We start from the raw sequence: 16814 nt of genomic DNA, 5'->3' as shown, positions 1-16814 counted from the left end.
GGCATTGGTCAATATCACTAAAGCGTTAGGCGGTCGCTCGACGCGCGTGTAATACGCCTGGCTGTTGTTCGATTTTGTTGAGCAGGCGTGATAAGTGCGATATGCCTGCCACTTCCACATAAAACTTCATATGGCTCATTGCACCGTCATTACTCACCGTTTCGGCTCGGCTGATATTGACCTTTTCGCGGTCAATGACATGGACAAGGTCGCGCAGTAATCCTGAGACATTCTGTGCTTCGACATGAATTACCACAGGCTGATAGCGACCAAAGCTGTCTTGCCAATGTGCATGAATGCCACGATCAGGTTCTTTTTCGATCAGTCTTAGGTACTCAGGACAGCCTTGATTGTGAATACTGACGCCATTTGAAAAAGTCACGAAACCCGCAATCGGCTCGCCATGCACAGGATTGCAGCACTTGGCAAGGTGCATCTCGACATTATCAAAGCCATCAAGCTCAATCTTAAATTTATTGGTGCGAACAGGTGTCTTGATGTCGATGGTCGGCACATCTTGGGCAGGTTCTGCGATGTGCAGTTTTTGGGCGACCAAGTTGCTGATTTGGGTGACACTGATATCACCGATGACCAGTGCGACATACAGATCATCTTCGGATTTGACATTGAGCGTCTGAAAATAGTCGCTTAAGTTCACCTGATTGGCGGCGATGGATAGGCGATCAAATTCTTTGAGCAGTAGTCCCTTGCCTGTCTCGATATTCTTATCGCGATCTTGTTTGTTGAACCACTGACGCAGTTTGGATTTGGCGCGGCTGGTGTGGATATAGCCCAGTGACGGCATCAGCCAATCACGATTCGGCTCACGGCTAGATTTGGTGATGATCTCAATCTGATCGCCTGTCTTTGGCTGATGAGTCAGTGGTACATAGCGACCATTGACACGAGCGCCTTGGGCACGGTTGCCGACTTCGGTATGTACATAATAGGCAAAGTCTAGCACTGTTGAGCCTTTTGGTAGCTCGGTGATATCACCATCACGGCTAAAGACATAAATCCGCTCGGCATTATCCACATCCAGATCGATCTCATCTTCGCCATCAGGGATGTCTTGACCCAGTAGCTGACGCAATGAGCTGATTTTTTGGGTGAGATAATCGTCTTTTTTGGCTTTTAGTCCTTCTTTATAATTGACGTGCGATGCCTTACCAAGCTCTGCCTCAAAGTGCATATCAAAGGTACGAATCTGCACCTCAAGCGTGCGATTCTCAGCGATCACCGCTGTGTGCAGTGACTTATAGCCGTTGGGCTTGGGGTTGGTGATATAGTCGTCAAACTGCTCAGGAATGTGCCGCCACAGACCATGCACGATGCCCAGCGTATAGTAGCATTCGGCATTGGTATTGACCATCACTCTGAGGGCACGGATGTCATATAGCTGATCAAAAGACAGGTTCTTTGATTTCATCTTACGCCAGATGGAGTAGATGTGCTTGACACGCCCAGAGACTTCGCCTTGGATGCCAGCTCGTTCAAGCTCGGCACTGAGTTTGGCTTTGACTGACTCGATATAGGCTTCTCGCTCGCTACGCTTCTCGGCAAGTAGCGATGCGATTTTTTTGTATTCTTCGGGGGCAAGATAGCGAAATGCCAAATCTTCCAGTTCCCACTTCAGCTGAGCAATCGATAGGCGATGTGCCAGCGGGGCATAGATAGTCATTACCTCACGAGCCACCCGTTTTTGGCGATCAGGCGGCGAGAATGACAGCTCACGCATCGCAAAGGTACGCTCAGCAAGCTTGATCAGTACCGCGCGCACATCATTGGTGGTGCTGATGAGCATACTATAGATATTGGATAATTGGTCTCTTTGATTGCTCTCAAAATAATCTTCAAGTCGCTTATTGCTCTCGATGCTCTCAGACAGTTTACCCATCGCTAGCGTATCTGTGACAAGCTGAGCGATGTCATCGCCGAAGTTTTTGTTGATGGTGTCGATGCTGACGAGCTCACGGCGAGCGGTGCGATACAGCATGGCAGCAGCTAGGGCGTTTTCGTCTTGGAATAGATAGGCCAAAATATCTGCCATGCCGATGCCTGTGATATAGGCACCTGAGCGGGTGACATGGGGTTTGTTGACTTGGATTTGGACAAATTGGCAGGCTTTACGCAAAATGGGCAAATCATCCTTGCCGATACGAGCAGCCACTTTGGCAATCCATGCTTCGATGTCGATGTCTGAGACATTCAGATCGGATGGATTGATGGTGCTGTTGGTGTGGTCAAGGGCGCTGACCAGCTTGTGATTGGCAAGCTGTGCCTTAAAATCAGGATGCAGCTGTTTGGCGACCAAACTTGCTGCCAGTGTCGCACTATCCATGCTGCTACTGTTGCCACCCAATAAGGGCAGGCTGTCACGAATCTGTACCACGGTTGTATCCTTGTCCAAACCAGTTTTATTTTATATAGTATATCCCATGTATTATGGCACCTAAAAGGGTAATTTTAAAGATGAAATCGATAAATTTTATGCCAAAAAGTCATGACGCATAATTTTTATAAAATAATCCAAGTAATTTTATCCAAGCTGTGCTATAATCTCATTTTTCGTGAATAATTCACACACGCTTTTGATGACATCGCACCGATTTTGATGGGTAAGTTTGACTTGACCCATGTGATGATATGATTTCTTGCTAAGTTTGTGGCTTGCCACCTGCTTTGTCTATTTTATCTTTATTAGTCCTAACTGTCGCGATGATTTTGGCTTGTTCTTTATTGTGCTTTTGCACCACGGCAAGCAGTTGAGCGACAATACGCCACCCAAATCCAAAATGCAATTTTGTAGCAAGCCTTAAGCATCTGCTTAGAGTTGGCTTGTCGGTTTTTTGACCAAAAAATTGGCTCATCGTGGGGGCATGACTGATACAAGGTTCTTATGACTGATCAATTACACACCACAGACACCGCCCAAACAGACGAGCAAGCAGGCGAGTTCGTACTACAATTTTCTGACTTAGGTCTGCACAAAGGCATCATCAAAGCCCTGACCAAAAGTGGCTACACCACCCCAACACCCATCCAAGCCCAAGCCATTCCGCACGCCTTGAATGGCCGTGATTTGCTGTTATCAGCTCAGACAGGCTCTGGCAAGACAGCGGCGTTTGTACTGCCTGTGCTGGATAAGATGAGCCGCTTACCAAAGCTTGAAAAGCATATCCATGCACTGATTTTGACCCCGACACGTGAGCTTGCCTTGCAGGTGCATGACAGCGTGCGTCGCTATGGCGATGGGATGCGTGGGATGTTTAGCGTACCTTTGGTGGGCGGTGCACCTTATGGTGGACAGCTGCGTGCACTACGCAAGGGCGTGCAGGTCATCGTCGCCACCCCAGGCCGTCTGATTGACCATATGCGTGAAGGTCGCATCGATTTATCAGGTCTGGATATGCTGATTCTCGATGAAGCCGATCGTATGCTGGATATGGGCTTTGCTGATGATATCAAAGAAATCCTAGAAAACACCCCAAGCACTCGCCAAACGGTGATGTCGTCTGCCACTTGGGATGGTGCTGTGGGCAAAATTGCTGAGAGCTTCACCACCAATCCTGAACGTGTCTCGATCAAGGTTGAGTCAGCGCATATAGATGAAAGTGTGTATTTTTGTGATGACTTTAACCACAAAAACAAAATCCTGCTTGAAGTGCTGAACAATCCTGAAATCAAACAGGCAGTCATCTTTACCGCCACCAAGCTATCTACCGAAAAGCTTGCCGACACCCTAAACGAAGTCGGCTACAAGGCACGCTATCTGCATGGCGATTTGCCACAAGGTAAGCGTAACCGCATCGTCGGTGATATGAAATCAGGCAAATGCGATCTGCTTATCGCCACTGATGTCGCTGCTCGTGGTATCGACATCTCAGCCATCAGCCATGTGGTGAACTATGATTTGCCACGCCAAGTCGAAGACTATGTCCATCGTATCGGTCGTTGTGGTCGTGCAGGTCGTACAGGTGTAGCGGTGAACTTGTGTAGCCTAGATGATAATAAACAGCTTGCCAATATCAACCGCTATCTTAAGCGTGATATGACCACAGCTACCATCGAAGGGCTAGAGCCACGCCGTAATTTTGGTATCATCGATGAGCCACGCCGTAAGGGCGGCCGCAACCGCCGCCGTGATGATCGTGATGGTCAAGGTCGTGGCGATCGTGGTGGATATGGTCGCAAGCCGCGTTTTGAAGGTCGTTCGGATCGCTTTGATGGCCGTGATCGTTCAGAGCGTTTTGATCGCGGGTTTGATAAGCAAAGATTTGACAGCCGTGAGCGTTTCGGTGGCAGTGAGCGTCGTTCATTTGACCGTGCGGAGCGTCAAGACCGTTTCAACCGTGGCGACCGCTCAGAGCGTTTTGACCGCCAAGACCGCTCAGAGCGTCAGTTTGATAAGCCGAAGTTTGAGCGTGATCGTGATTTTGGCAAGGCTTATGACAAGCCGTACAAAGCCAAAGACAGTGCAGAGCGTCGCTCATCGGATCGTTTTGAGCATCGTGGCGATCGTGGCTATGGCCGTGAGCGTGAGTTTGGTCGCACGGAGCGTTTCGGTGGTAGTGAGCGTCGTTCATTTGACCGTGCGGAGCGTCGTACAGAGCGTGATGAGCGTTTTGATCGCCGTGAGAAGTTTGGTAAAGATAAGCCAAGCTTTGATAAAGGGGCAAAATCAAGCGGCAAGCCATTTGCCAAAGCGCGTTCATCACATCGCCCAAAGGCGGTCGAAGAAGTATTCTTTGCCAAACGCCAAGCCAAAAAAGCTCGCAAATTTGGCGATGCCTAAGTGCCAAATCAGTACTACATCAGTGCTAATTAGATGACAAAAACCCAAGAAATTGATTTTTCTTGGGTTTTTTGGGCGGTGAATAAAAACAACCGCATCTCAATGGGATTTAGCCATGCTATAATTTGCAGTAGTAGATTTAGGAAGGTATCATGAAAATACGACAATTTACCACAGTGCTTATATTGTTTGTTGCCACGCTTGGCAGCAACAGTTATGCTGAATCAAAGCCATCACCCAATCAACCGAACGCACCAGATGCGCCACAAAAACCGTCGTACTCACCATCGCAGGCATCTTGGATGGTATTGTATGATGATGTTGTAGCGTCTCAAGGGAAATATATTGTAAAGAAAAGCGGGCGATTTGGCGTGCTTGATCAATCAGGCAAAGTGGTTGTTCCTGTTCGACATAATGAACTGTATGACCTAATGCGATATGAGCAGGTACAACAAGGTGGTACGGCTTATTTGGCCAAATTGGATGATCAGTACGGCATCTATGATGGAAAAGGGCGTATCATACTGCCATTTGAATATGATAAGCATGGCAAGTTTGACAAGGGTGCATTGCCATTATCCAAAGATGGTAAATGGGGCGTGATCCAGTTTGTAACCGATGCTGATGGCACGCCAAATTTTAATCAGCCTTATTGGGTATTGGTGGACTTTACTTTGGATTATGATTATTTGCGCAGTTTTTCCAATGGTTTGGCACTGGTGCGCAAAGGGGGTCTCTTTGGTTATATTAACCAAAATGGCAAAGAAGTCATCTCGCCATCCTATGATCAAGCATTGCCATTTTATCCAGTATCATTTGCAATTGAAGACAATCAAAACTCGAAACTGAGCAATCAGCCAGTTGCATTTGTCGGCATCCAGTCTGACGAACGGATGCGCTATGGGGTGATAGATGTCACAGGCAAAGCCGTGATTCCGATTGAGTTTGATGCGATACATTCCAACATCAAAGATTATGTTATCGTCGTATCAAAGGATGGTAAATTTGGTGCATTTGGTCGTGGTGGTGATGTAATATTGCCTATTGAATATGATAATATTTTTATGCATCATTGTTTGTTTATTGAGTCCAAACCGGATGATGGACAGTCGCGCCAATGCCAAGTGCTTGTGACTAAAGACGGTGTAAAAGATACGGTCGGCATTGAATATTAAAAAAACCAGCCATCGCCCAAAAGAAGTCGAAGAAGTATTCTTTGCCAAACGCCAAGCCAAAAAACTCGCAAATTTGGCGATGCCTAAAATCGCCATCTAATCGGCTAATTGCCAAAACCAAGCTTTGTAAAAAAAGCTTGGTTTTTTATTTGACAAATGGACGGTATCAAGGTATGATATGTTTAAGTTTTTAAACCTATCAACTCAAAATAATGACACAAGGTGACCTATGCCACAGCAAACCATGGCTCTGATGAAAGACTGTACTCCTATTTTTACCGTACTTTCCGATGAAAATCGCCATAAAATCCTACAACTGCTGCTTGAAAATGGCTCAATGAATGTGGGTGATATTACTGAGCGATTGCATTTATCTCGTCCTGCGGTGTCGCACCATCTCAAGATTATGTTACAAGCGGGTACGGTGAGCGTGGAGCAGGTGGGTAAAGAGCGTTTTTATAGCATTGCTATGCATGATGCCACCGAAAAATTGGGGCAATTGGCACAGCTGATGGCGTATCACTGCCCATCAAAGCAAAATCCACCAAATTAGTATTATTTTTTTATTCAATCAGTTTAAATTTTTAAACTTATTAACTCAATAGGATATTTTATGTTATTTCAACCTTTTACATTTACAAATGGCAAAATCGCCAAAAATCGTTTCTTTAAATCCGCCATGGAAGAGCAACTTGCCAAACACAATCAGCCAACCAATGAACTTGTCCGCCTATACGACACATGGGCAAAAGGCGGTATCGGCATCTCGGTAACGGGCAACGTCATGGTGGCGGAAAACGGCAAAGGCTCTATCAATGATGTGGTCATTACCGATGAGCGCAGTTTAGATACACTAAAAGCATGGGCAAAAGCAGGTACACAAAATGACACTTTGCTCATCATGCAAATCAACCATGCAGGTAAGCAATCACCAAAAGTCATTAATCCTGTGCCTGTTGCACCAAGTGCGGTTGCCTTAAAAGGCATGGACGGTTTTATCAATCCGCCACGAGCTTTGGCAGACAATGAAATTGAGATGCTCATTCGTCAATTTGCCCACACCGCGCAAATTGCTGAAAAAGCAGGGTTTTCGGGTGTATAAATTCATGGGGCGCATGGCTATCTTGTGAGCCAATTTTTATCACCGCATCACAATCAGCGTACTGACAAATGGGGTGGTAGTTTAGAGAATCGTATGCGGTTTTTGGTAGAAATTTATCAAGGAATTCGTGCGGTGGTGAGCCCAAGCTTTTTGGTCGGTCTTAAGCTAAATTCAGCCGATTTCCAAAAAGGCGGTTTTGATGAAAATGACAGTATTCAAGTTGTGCAAAAAATGTCGGAATTGGGCATTGATTTTATTGAAATTTCAGGTGGCAATTATGAAAGCCCTGCGATGATGTCCACCAAAGCCAGCACGAAGCAGCGTGAAGCCTTTTTTATTGATTATGCCGAAAAAGCACGCGCGGTTAGTCAAGTGCCGTTGATTATCACAGGGGGCTTTCGTTCAGAACAGGCGATGAATGATGCCTTAAACAGTGGACATTTGGATTTTATTGGTATTGCTCGTCCGCTTGCTATCCTACCTGATTTACCCAACCAAATTAAAAATGGTACTTATCAGACCATCACCACAGGGCGGATTGTGACAGGTGTGAAAAAAGTGGATAAGCTATTTGCATCGGCGCTGGGCATGGGCTGGTATATGTATCAGATGGCACTGATTGGGCAGGGTAAACAGCCAAACCCTAAACTTTCGCCGTGGAAAGTGCTCGCCAAAACCATTATTGCCAATGGTAAAGCAGGGCTTTCTACAGGGCGTTCGTAAGCCTAAAAAAACAGCATGGCATCAAAGTGTCATGCTGTTTTGCAGTTATGGATCAAACCTTCTCAAACCTTCTCAAATCGAGCGATACTCTCGACATGACCGGTATGGCTAAACATATCCATCACGCCCGCATGGGTCAAGCGATAGCCAGCATCGATGAGTGCTTTGGTATCACGGGCAAGCGTGGCAGGGTTGCACGAGACATAGACGATGCGTTTGGCGTTGAATTTTGGCAAATATGCCATCACTTCCCACGCACCAGAGCGTGGCGGATCGATGAGTAGCGCATCAAACTGATGTTCGCCAGTCGCCCACGGCTTATCCGAAAAATCCTGCGTCAAGTCTTGGGCATAAAACTCGGTGTGATGGATGCCATTGGCAATCGCATTCATCTTGGCACGCTCGGTCATCTCAGCCGAGCCTTCGACACCGACGACAAAGCCTGTCTCGCCGACTTTGCGAGCAAGTGCTAAGCTAAAATTTCCCAAACCGCAGAATAGATCCAGCACTCGTTCACCTGCTTGAAGGTCTAGTAGCTTGCACGCCAAATCCATCATCTTGCGGTTTACCGATAGGTTCACCTGCGTGAAATCCAGTGGCGAGAATTCATAAGTTAACTCAAAATTTGGCAAATGATAAAACAGTCCGCCCGTCGGTGGCACGGTCAATGAGCTATCACGAGCGCCATCGGTATCGATGCGATGCACGGTGTCTGAGCCTTTGGGCTGTAAGAACAGTTGCCAGTTACGCTCGGCAAAGAATGCTTGTAGTTTGGCGATATCATCATCGCTTAGAGCGACCATATGGCGTACGATGATGGCGACTGATTTAGCACTGTCAGGGACATGGTCAAGCGTCTCACCCATCGCCACTTCTAGCTGTGGAATATGATCACGAGCATCAAGCGTGGTGATGAGTGCTTTTAGGTTGTCAATCTCAAAGCCGATGCGTGGATCTAGGATGTGGCATTCGTGCAGTTCGGACAAGAAATTACTGCCCCGTTCACGAAAGCCGACCAGCGCCGAGTCTTTTTTGGCGACATAACGCACGCCCATACGAGCCTTAGTGCGATAGCCCAAGCGATCGCCAACCAGTGGCGGTAGCCAGTTATCAGGCTGTACACCTGCTTGATGCTCAAGTAGCTCTGAGAGCACCGATTGCTTGAAGGCGATTTGACCATCGGCATCCCAATGCTGAAGGCTACAGCCGCCACAGACGGTAAAATGCGGACACGGTGGCGTCTGACGCTGTGGGTGGGGATTGCTCACGACAGCTTTGGCATCGCCTTCTTCAAAGGTTTTTTTGCTACTGGTGACCTTGACTGAGACGGTTTCGTTTGGCAAGGCAAAGCTGACAAAGATTTTTTTGCCAGTTTTATCAGGATTGTGCGTATCATTATCGGCTTCATAGACCGCCACACCACGCCCATCGTGGGAGAGATTGGTGATAGTAAAATCAATCGGTGGTGCATCTGCCAAGCGTTTGCGAGCTCTTGCGGTGGGCTTGCCTTTTTTGCTTGGGCTTTTGATTAAAGAATGTTGTGCGGTCATGAGTTGCCTGTCTTATCAATGCTAAAAAAATGCTAAAAATAGATAGATGGGTAAACGGATTATTATACCACAGTTTATAATCCGCTTTTTGATGATTTTATGCCCAATCCATCCGCAGTTTTGGCAGATTTTGGGTATAATGTCATCATCAGATGCGTGCATTGGGTGTGGTTATGATTGCGATAAATGAGCTCTTATTGGCGCTGGCCAATCTGCTGACTTCGATTATCTCAGGGATTGCCGGTATGGGCGGCGGGGTGATTTTGGTGGGGCTATTGCCACTATTTTTGCCTGCGACCGCCATCGTGCCTGTGCACGCTACAGCACAGCTAGCGAGTAATGCCAGTCGAGCATGGTTTGGGCGTGCGCAGATGGATTGGCGTTATATCTTGCCTTATGTGATTGGGGCGGTGGGCGGTACGGCGGTGTTTTGGCTGCTCGTGCGGGTGATTAGTCTTGAGTGGGTGCCGCTGTTTATTGCGGTGTATATTTTGCTGACACAGTGGATAAAGCCTGTCAATCGATGGCTTAAAAACCGTGAAAATTTCTACTTGATTGGCTTTATCCAAGTGGGTATCGGGATGTTTGTGGGTAGCCCAGGGCCGCTACATATGCCACTATTAACCAAAAAATACGACGATACACACACGGTGGTGACGGTCGCATCAGCGATGATGACCTTTTTTCATGTGTTCAAGCTCGTCGCTTATTTGGCGCTTGGCTTTGTATTTATGGATTATTGGCAGTTGATTGTGCTGATGAGTGTCTCGGCGATCATCGGCTCATGGCTTGGGGTGCGTCTGCGTCATCGTATGCCGATGACATGGCTCAAAGGGGCGATGCCGTGGATTTTGACGGTGATTGCTTTGCAGGTGATGGTGAAATTTGTGCTTGAGCGAGTTTGAGCGGGCTTATTCATCAATAGGATTGATGAGTGTGATTGGTAGATGCTCAAAGTCTTTGTGATTTCTGCTGGCAAGCTTCAATTGGTGACACATTGCTGTTGCACAGATGATGGCATCAGGCAATTTGATTATTTTTCCATAGCCCAAATGTTGCCATCAGACTATCACTATCATCAGTGGCTTGGTTTTGCACCAATTCACCGATGATCTGACCATGATTGGTGAATTGCACTGTTTCGCCGTGTTGGATTTGTAAAATCTGCTCTTGGATAATGGGTGGCAAGGTGCTGATTTCGATTAACATGGTATTTTCCTTATTTGCTATTATTATTGATTTTATTCTACTGGTATTTTTATTAAATTGCAAAATATGCTTTGGTGTCAAAAAAAGCCATGGGTAGGTTTTGGCCAAGTAATATGCAACATATCAGTGACGAGGTATAAAAAAAGTTGGATTTATTCACCCAACTTTCAAGTCTCTACCGCACCCACGCATCCAAGAATCCTTGATGACGCAATGAGCCATCGGCATTATGCAGTGATTCCACAAAGCCATAAGTCGCATCGATCAGTCCATCAGCGGCAGGCGTGTCCATTTTGCCAGTCAAAATCAGCCATCTAAGGTAAATCAGCCAAGTGTTCAGCACATCTGATTCACAATAGGTGGTAAGCTTTTGCCAGTCGCCTGCTTGCACCATTGGTACGACTTGTGAGCCATCGATATCGCCTTTGCCAGCGAACCCGCATAAGCTTGCGATGGTGTCGAGCTTTTGGCGTTGATAGCCGTTATACAAAGACATCTTATCCATCAAATCAATGTGCATCTCACCATAGCGATACAGATAATCAGGCTTGACGGCAGGATTGAATAGGGCAGGGGCGGACAGCTTGTGATGCATGGCTCGGTACATGATGACAGGAATATCAAAGCCTGCACCGTTCCAGCTGACTAAGGTGGGTTTTTTGTCAAAGGCACGCAAAAAAGTCGCCAAAATCTGATCTTCGCTCATCGTCTCAAGCGATAGCGATTTGAGACGAAAACTTACCCCATCAAACCACAAAAACGACAGGCACGCCACCTTGTGCAAGGGCAGACGCATAAAATCCGTGCCTGCTTCAGCCTGACGCAGTGCGGTCAAGGCAGACAGTGCATCGGCATCATCCAAGTCCTTGAGTGTCGGATACAGACGGCGACCTGTCTCAACATCAGGGATGGTCTCAATGTCAAAGACCAGTATCGGTGATTGGCTATTCATATCGGCTTACTCTGACTCTGATGGTGCATCGACGACACCAAACAGTCCTGTGGATAGATAGCGATCACCACGGTCGCACACGATAAAGGCAATCACGGCATCAGGATTGTCTTTGGCGATCTGATGTGCTGCCCACGCCGCACCGCCTGATGATACACCGCAGAAGATGCCTTCTTCGCGAGCCAGCTTACGCATATAGCGTTCGGCATCGGCTTGGCTGACATCCATGATGGTATCGACCAATGACGCATCAAAAATCCCTGGTAGGTACTCAGCAGGCCAACGGCGAATCCCTGCGATACTTGAAGCGTCATCTGGCTGTAGTCCGATGACTTGGATGGCAGGGTTTTGCTCTTTGAGATATTGGCTCACGCCCATGATGGTGCCTGTGGTGCCCATGCTGCTGACAAAGTGTGTAATCTTGCCATCGGTTTGCTCCCACAGCTCAGGGCCTGTGGTTAGGTAGTGGGCTTGCTTGTTGTCAGCGTTGTTAAACTGATCGAGTACGATGCCCTTGCCTTCAGCTTGCATCTGTAGTGCCAGATCTCGTGCTGCTTCCATACCGTCAGCGACTTCGATCAGTGTGGCACCATAGGCGGTCATTGCATCTTTACGCTCTTGGGTGGAGTTGGCAGGCATCAGCAGGGTCATCTGATAGCCACGCATGGCAGCGACCATCGCTAGGGCAATGCCTGTATTGCCGCTGGTGGCTTCGATGAGCGTATCGCCTGGTTTGATATCGCCACGCTGTTCGGCTTGATAGATCATATTAAAGGCAGGGCGATCTTTGACCGAGCCTGCCGGGTTGTTGCCTTCTAGCTTGGCAAGCAGTGTCGCACCTGTGTTCTTGCCAAGTGTGGATAGCTTGACCAGTGGTGTATTGCCCACGCAGTCAGATAGCGTGGTGGTATGATGGATAAAGTCTGTCATAAGGATTTCCATAAATTGTTATATCAGAATCGATGGTTTGGTGAATTATAACATACTTCTGCGATATGTAGATGATGAGCAGACTGCAAGTTGATGCATCATCACATGGCCGAATTGTCCCTGTAGTCAGCACGATGGCACAGCAGCGTAATTTTTAATATTAATTCATCAATCTAAGAGCGCTAAACAGAATTATTGACTTAAAAATTTGATTAAAAATTATACAAATTAAGTAATATAATGTAATTTTGTGTAAAATAATGTAATTTAAAAGATGTCTACTGTTTTAAATATTTATCTAAAATATTGATTTTTATAACTATTTATTGATATCTATTTTGTTTAACAAAATGTAAATTGTATAGTAAGTATGTAACTATAGTGATAGAAAGTGAATCAAAGTATAATGGTTACAATTTTATCTAATAATACCCTTTGATAAAATCAAGTACCGATATAATGAGCCATCCAGTTGCCCAAACCTAGGCATTGGTCGGCTATGGGTTGTTTTAGCTAATTTTTCAAATCTATTAATGCAGGAAGTTTTATGAACAAAATTTATCGTATCGTATTTAATCAAGCGACCCAAACTTGGACAGCGGTCGCTGAGAATGCCCGCGCCAAAGGCAAATCAGGTCGTACCACTGTCGGCTCAAGCAAGTTAACGACGCTTGTTGGCGCATCAGCCATCAGTGTAGCGGCATTGCTGTCAGCTCAGGCGATGGCAGAAGATACTTATTTCCATGTGAATAACGGCACCAACAGCGGAACCGGTGATGCGACAACGAACTTGGGAAGTGTGACGGATGCGGCTGGCGCAACAAAACTATATTCGCTTGCTGCAGGTATGAGTGCCAAGGCTGATGGTCAAATGGCGATCGCAATCGGTACAGGCGCAAATGCCGCGGATTCTAGCGCAATTGCCATTGGTGAAAGGGCTGGTACTGAGGGTGTAGCAAATCGCACGATTATGATTGGTTCGTACGCTGGTACAAAGTCAAGCACATCAGACAGTATCTTGGTGGGCTCACACTCAGCTTATAATCGAACAGGTAGTGGTGGTTTGATCGCAATCGGTAATGGCGCTGGCTCTTACGAAATGTCAACGACAGAAAATCCAGGTTTTCCTGAAGGTTTAGCTTATACAACAGCCATAGGTAATATTGCTGCTGTCAATGCCACAGGCACATATAATGATTATATAGGAACTCAGGCTGGTTACTATAGACATGGCGACTATAATGTCAGCATGGGTTATTTGGCAGGCGCAGCTCAGGCATCTTATTCAGCAGTGGATATCTCAGGCATACGAACAGGGGCTATGGGTCACGACAATGTATTCTTCGGCACATACTCTGGACTGGGTCTAAATGGTAATGACAATATCGCTATCGGTCAGATGTCCAATGCGGCTTGGAAATTTGATGACAAAAATAAGACTGGCTCGATGAACGATGAAAGTATTAAAGTGGCATATGCCGATGATACCATCGCCATCGGTCAAGAAACCACTGCTCAAAAGAACACAGCTATTGCCATCGGTAAAGGCGCAAAGGCAGCGACTGCTGAAGGTGATGTGGCATTGGGTGCAGGTTCGGTAACGCGTGCGGTTACGCCAACCAGTTCAGCCACCATTAACAATGTCACATATGAAAAATTTGCTGGTGCAGAGCCGACCAGTGTGGTATCGGTAGGTGATGTCGGTCAAGAGCGTCAGATCCAAAATGTCGCAGCCGGTCAGATCACTGCTGATTCAACCGACGCCATCAACGGCAGTCAGCTGTATGCAGTGGCGGATAAATTGACAGCAGTCGATACTGCAGCCAATCGCACCAACTATTTCCATGTCAATACCGGCAATGCGAATCAAGCCGATGGCAATGCCACCACCAACGAAGGCACAGTAGATGCCAAGGGTGGTGCAACAGCAACCGGTGCGATTGCGGCAGGTGTGAATGCTAAGGCGTTGAATTCACACGATATTGCCATTGGTCAAAATGCCACGGCTCAATCAACGGCGGTCGGTGCGATTAGTATAGGTTTTGAGGCCAATGCGGCAGCTAAAGAGAATGGAAGAGCTGCATATAGCCCAATTGCTATCGGAGCCAGATCGAGTGCAAAAGGTACACAGGCTGTAGCTATTGGCTGGGTGTCGCAGGCAACTAATGAGTATGCCACGGCCGTGGGCGGCGGAGCAACTGCATCGGGTTACAATTCATCTGTTGTTGGTAATTATGCACAAGCTACTCAGGAAAATGCTGCTGCTTTTGGCGCTAATGCCGAAGCGCTTGGCCAAAATGCCACAGCTATTGGTACTTACTCTAGGGCTACTGTTACCGGTGCCACAACATTAGGCGCAGCATCAACCGCATCTGGTGCCTTTAGCACAGCCAATGGCTATTCGGCAGATGCCACCGGAACACGCTCTACTTCTATTGGCTCTGACTCACAAGCTACTGCAAATTTTGCGACAGCACTGGGAAATGGTGCATGGGCAACCGCTGCCAATGCAACTGCAGTCGGCAGCGGCGCCCGAGCAACAGGTGCAGCAAGCCTAGCAGCAGGTGGCGCAGCTCAAACACAAGCGTTTCAATCAGCTGCTTTTGGTAATGGTGCTAGCGTTTATGCAGGCGGTGTGCAGGCACTTGCCTTAGGCTCTAATGCCACTACCAATGATGCCAATGCGGTAGCATTAGGATCTGGTGCTAGAACGACAGCAGCGGTTGCCACCACCTCTGCGACGATTAACGGCGTCACTTATGATGGCTTTGCAGGTACGGCACCGATCGCAACCGTTTCTGTTGGTAACGACACCCAAAAACGCACCATCACCAATGTCGCAGCCGGCCGTATCAGCGCTGATTCAACCGATGCCATCAATGGCAGTCAGCTGTATGCAGTGGCGGATAAATTGACAGCAGTCGATACTGCAGCCAATCGCACCAACTATTTCCATGTCAATACTGGCGATAAAAATCAAGCGGTCGGCGATGCTGATACCAACGAAGGCACAGTAGATGCCAAGGGTGGTGCAACAGGACTGTATTCACTTGCTGCAGGTATGAGTGCCAAGGCTGATGGTCAAATGGCGGTCGCGATCGGCACAAGTGCAAATGCTGTGGGTTCTGGCGCAGTCGCCATTGGTGAGCAGGCAGGCACCAAAGCCACTATGGCTGACCGTACAGTGATGATTGGTTCGCAAGCTGGTAATTCTTCGAATACAACAAACAGCGTCTTGCTTGGTAGTCAGTCAGCTTATAATCGAGTGGGCAGCGGATTGGTGGCAATCGGTACCAATGCTGCCGGTGCAAGCACGCCGTTAGATTTTGACAATAACCTAACTTCATCTGTAGCCATCGGTGAATCTGCTGCTTTTGATGCAAGCGGTATTTGGAACTCTTATATTGGGACAATGGCAGGTTCATACAAACAAGGTGAGAATAATGTCGGTATTGGATACTATGCTGGCGCAGGCGAGATAGGCAGCTCTGGCAAAAAAACTGAAGCAGGTGATACGGGTAGTATCGGTAGCAATAATGTGGCTTTTGGTTATTTTGCAGGCTCGGGTGTTGATGGAGATGATAACATCGCCATCGGACAATGGGCTAATACTGGTGCCAATCCAGATGGCGGTTTTATTGGCTTTAATGACACTGTTGCTTTAGGTCGTGATACAGTTGCTAATTTAGATAGTAATGTTGCCATCGGTGCAGAAGCCAAGGCTACAACAGCTGAAGGTGATGTGGCATTGGGTGCAGGTTCGGTAACTCGTGCGGTTACGCCAACCAGTTCAGCTACCATTAACAATGTCACATATGGTACATTTGCTGGTGCAGCGCCGACTAGTGCAGTATCAGTAGGCGCAGTTGGAAGCGAGCGTCAGATCCAAAATGTCGCAGCCGGCCGTATCACTGCTACTTCAACCGATGCCATCAACGGCAGTCAGCTGTATGCAGTGGCGGATAAATTGACAGCGGATATCAAGGCGGCAGACACCAATATCCACGGCCGTATCGATAATTTGGACAAAGACTATCGCGCAGGCGTGGCGGGTAACGCTGCCATGGTCAATATTCCGCAGGTAACGCGTCCTGGCGCGAACCTACTGGGTATTGGTCTTGGTCATCATAGAGGCGAAAGTGCTGTAGCGGTCGGTTTCTCAAGCTCAAGCGATAATGAGCAGCTGATCTTTAAGATGTCTGGCAGTGCCAACACCCAAGGTGATTTCACCATCGGTTCAGGTTTGGGTTGGCAGTGGTAATTTAACAAGATGAAAATCTGCCTTGAGCGTAGGGCAGATTTACCAATTTTAAGGAATAATGATGAATACAATCCCAAAAACACTTTTTGCTTCAGCAGTGGCACTGGCGATGACCGC

General features: G+C 47.3%; 11 protein-coding genes and 1 pseudogene. 6 read left to right on the top strand and 6 right to left on the bottom strand.

Going from position 1 to position 16814, the window contains the following annotated elements:
* Window positions 1-25 precede the first annotated feature (25 nt).
* Together B0681_RS07850 and B0681_RS07845 are read right to left on the bottom strand one after the other, a co-directional pair.
* Window positions 26-2392 (bottom strand): RelA/SpoT family protein, encoded by a 2367-nt coding sequence (locus B0681_RS07850; protein ID WP_078318191.1) that lies wholly within the window; start codon window positions 2390-2392, stop codon window positions 26-28.
* Between the two features lie 265 nt (window positions 2393-2657).
* Window positions 2658-2870 (bottom strand): hypothetical protein, encoded by a 213-nt coding sequence (locus B0681_RS07845; RefSeq protein ID WP_078318190.1) that lies wholly within the window; start codon window positions 2868-2870, stop codon window positions 2658-2660.
* Between the two features lie 29 nt (window positions 2871-2899).
* Between B0681_RS07845 and B0681_RS07840 the strand changes: the two genes are divergently transcribed.
* The 4 genes and pseudogenes from B0681_RS07840 (at window position 2900) to B0681_RS07825 (ending at window position 7795) form a co-directional block, all read left to right on the top strand.
* Window positions 2900-4795, top strand: a complete 1896-nt coding sequence (locus B0681_RS07840) for a DEAD/DEAH box helicase (RefSeq protein WP_078318189.1) — start codon at window positions 2900-2902, stop codon at window positions 4793-4795.
* A gap of 152 nt (window positions 4796-4947) precedes the next feature.
* Window positions 4948-5970: a WG repeat-containing protein gene (locus B0681_RS07835; protein WP_078318188.1), complete on the top strand. Its 1023-nt coding sequence runs from the start codon at window positions 4948-4950 to the stop codon at window positions 5968-5970.
* Window positions 5971-6199: 229 nt separating this feature from the next.
* The gene (locus B0681_RS07830; protein ID WP_078318187.1) at window positions 6200-6523 is read left to right on the top strand and encodes an ArsR/SmtB family transcription factor; all 324 of its coding nucleotides are present in this window, start codon (window positions 6200-6202) and stop codon (window positions 6521-6523) included.
* A 60-nt stretch (window positions 6524-6583) separates the two neighbouring features.
* Window positions 6584-7795 (top strand): annotated as a pseudogene (locus B0681_RS07825) (NADH:flavin oxidoreductase/NADH oxidase family protein).
* Between the two features lie 62 nt (window positions 7796-7857).
* Here the strand turns inward: B0681_RS07825 and rlmD are convergent.
* Window positions 7858-9345 (bottom strand): 23S rRNA (uracil(1939)-C(5))-methyltransferase RlmD, encoded by a 1488-nt coding sequence (gene rlmD, locus B0681_RS07820; RefSeq protein ID WP_078318186.1) that lies wholly within the window; start codon window positions 9343-9345, stop codon window positions 7858-7860.
* A gap of 173 nt (window positions 9346-9518) precedes the next feature.
* Between rlmD and B0681_RS07815 the strand changes: the two genes are divergently transcribed.
* Complete coding sequence (locus B0681_RS07815; protein WP_078318408.1) at window positions 9519-10250, top strand: sulfite exporter TauE/SafE family protein; 732 nt, start codon at window positions 9519-9521, stop codon at window positions 10248-10250.
* A gap of 115 nt (window positions 10251-10365) precedes the next feature.
* Here the strand turns inward: B0681_RS07815 and B0681_RS07810 are convergent, their stop codons facing one another.
* From B0681_RS07810 to cysM, 3 genes are all read right to left on the bottom strand, one after another.
* Complete coding sequence (locus B0681_RS07810) at window positions 10366-10554, bottom strand: hypothetical protein (RefSeq protein WP_078318185.1); 189 nt, start codon at window positions 10552-10554, stop codon at window positions 10366-10368.
* A 175-nt stretch (window positions 10555-10729) separates the two neighbouring features.
* Window positions 10730-11506: a 3'-5' exonuclease gene (locus tag B0681_RS07805; protein WP_078318184.1), complete on the bottom strand. Its 777-nt coding sequence runs from the start codon at window positions 11504-11506 to the stop codon at window positions 10730-10732.
* A gap of 6 nt (window positions 11507-11512) precedes the next feature.
* On the bottom strand, window positions 11513-12448 hold the full coding sequence (cysM, locus tag B0681_RS07800) for a cysteine synthase CysM (protein ID WP_078318183.1): 936 nt from the start codon (window positions 12446-12448) through the stop codon (window positions 11513-11515).
* 535 nt (window positions 12449-12983) lie between these two features.
* Here cysM and B0681_RS07795 point away from each other — a divergent pair.
* Window positions 12984-16697: a YadA-like family protein gene (locus B0681_RS07795; protein ID WP_078318182.1), complete on the top strand. Its 3714-nt coding sequence runs from the start codon at window positions 12984-12986 to the stop codon at window positions 16695-16697.
* The last annotated feature ends 117 nt before the right edge of the window (window positions 16698-16814 follow it).

Origin of the sequence: Moraxella porci DSM 25326 (assembly GCF_002014855.1) — a bacterium.
In the GTDB taxonomy this organism is placed as follows: domain Bacteria; phylum Pseudomonadota; class Gammaproteobacteria; order Pseudomonadales; family Moraxellaceae; genus Moraxella; species Moraxella porci.
The sequence above is the reverse complement of the archived record's forward strand: the minus strand, read 5'-3'. Positions and strand labels throughout refer to the sequence as shown.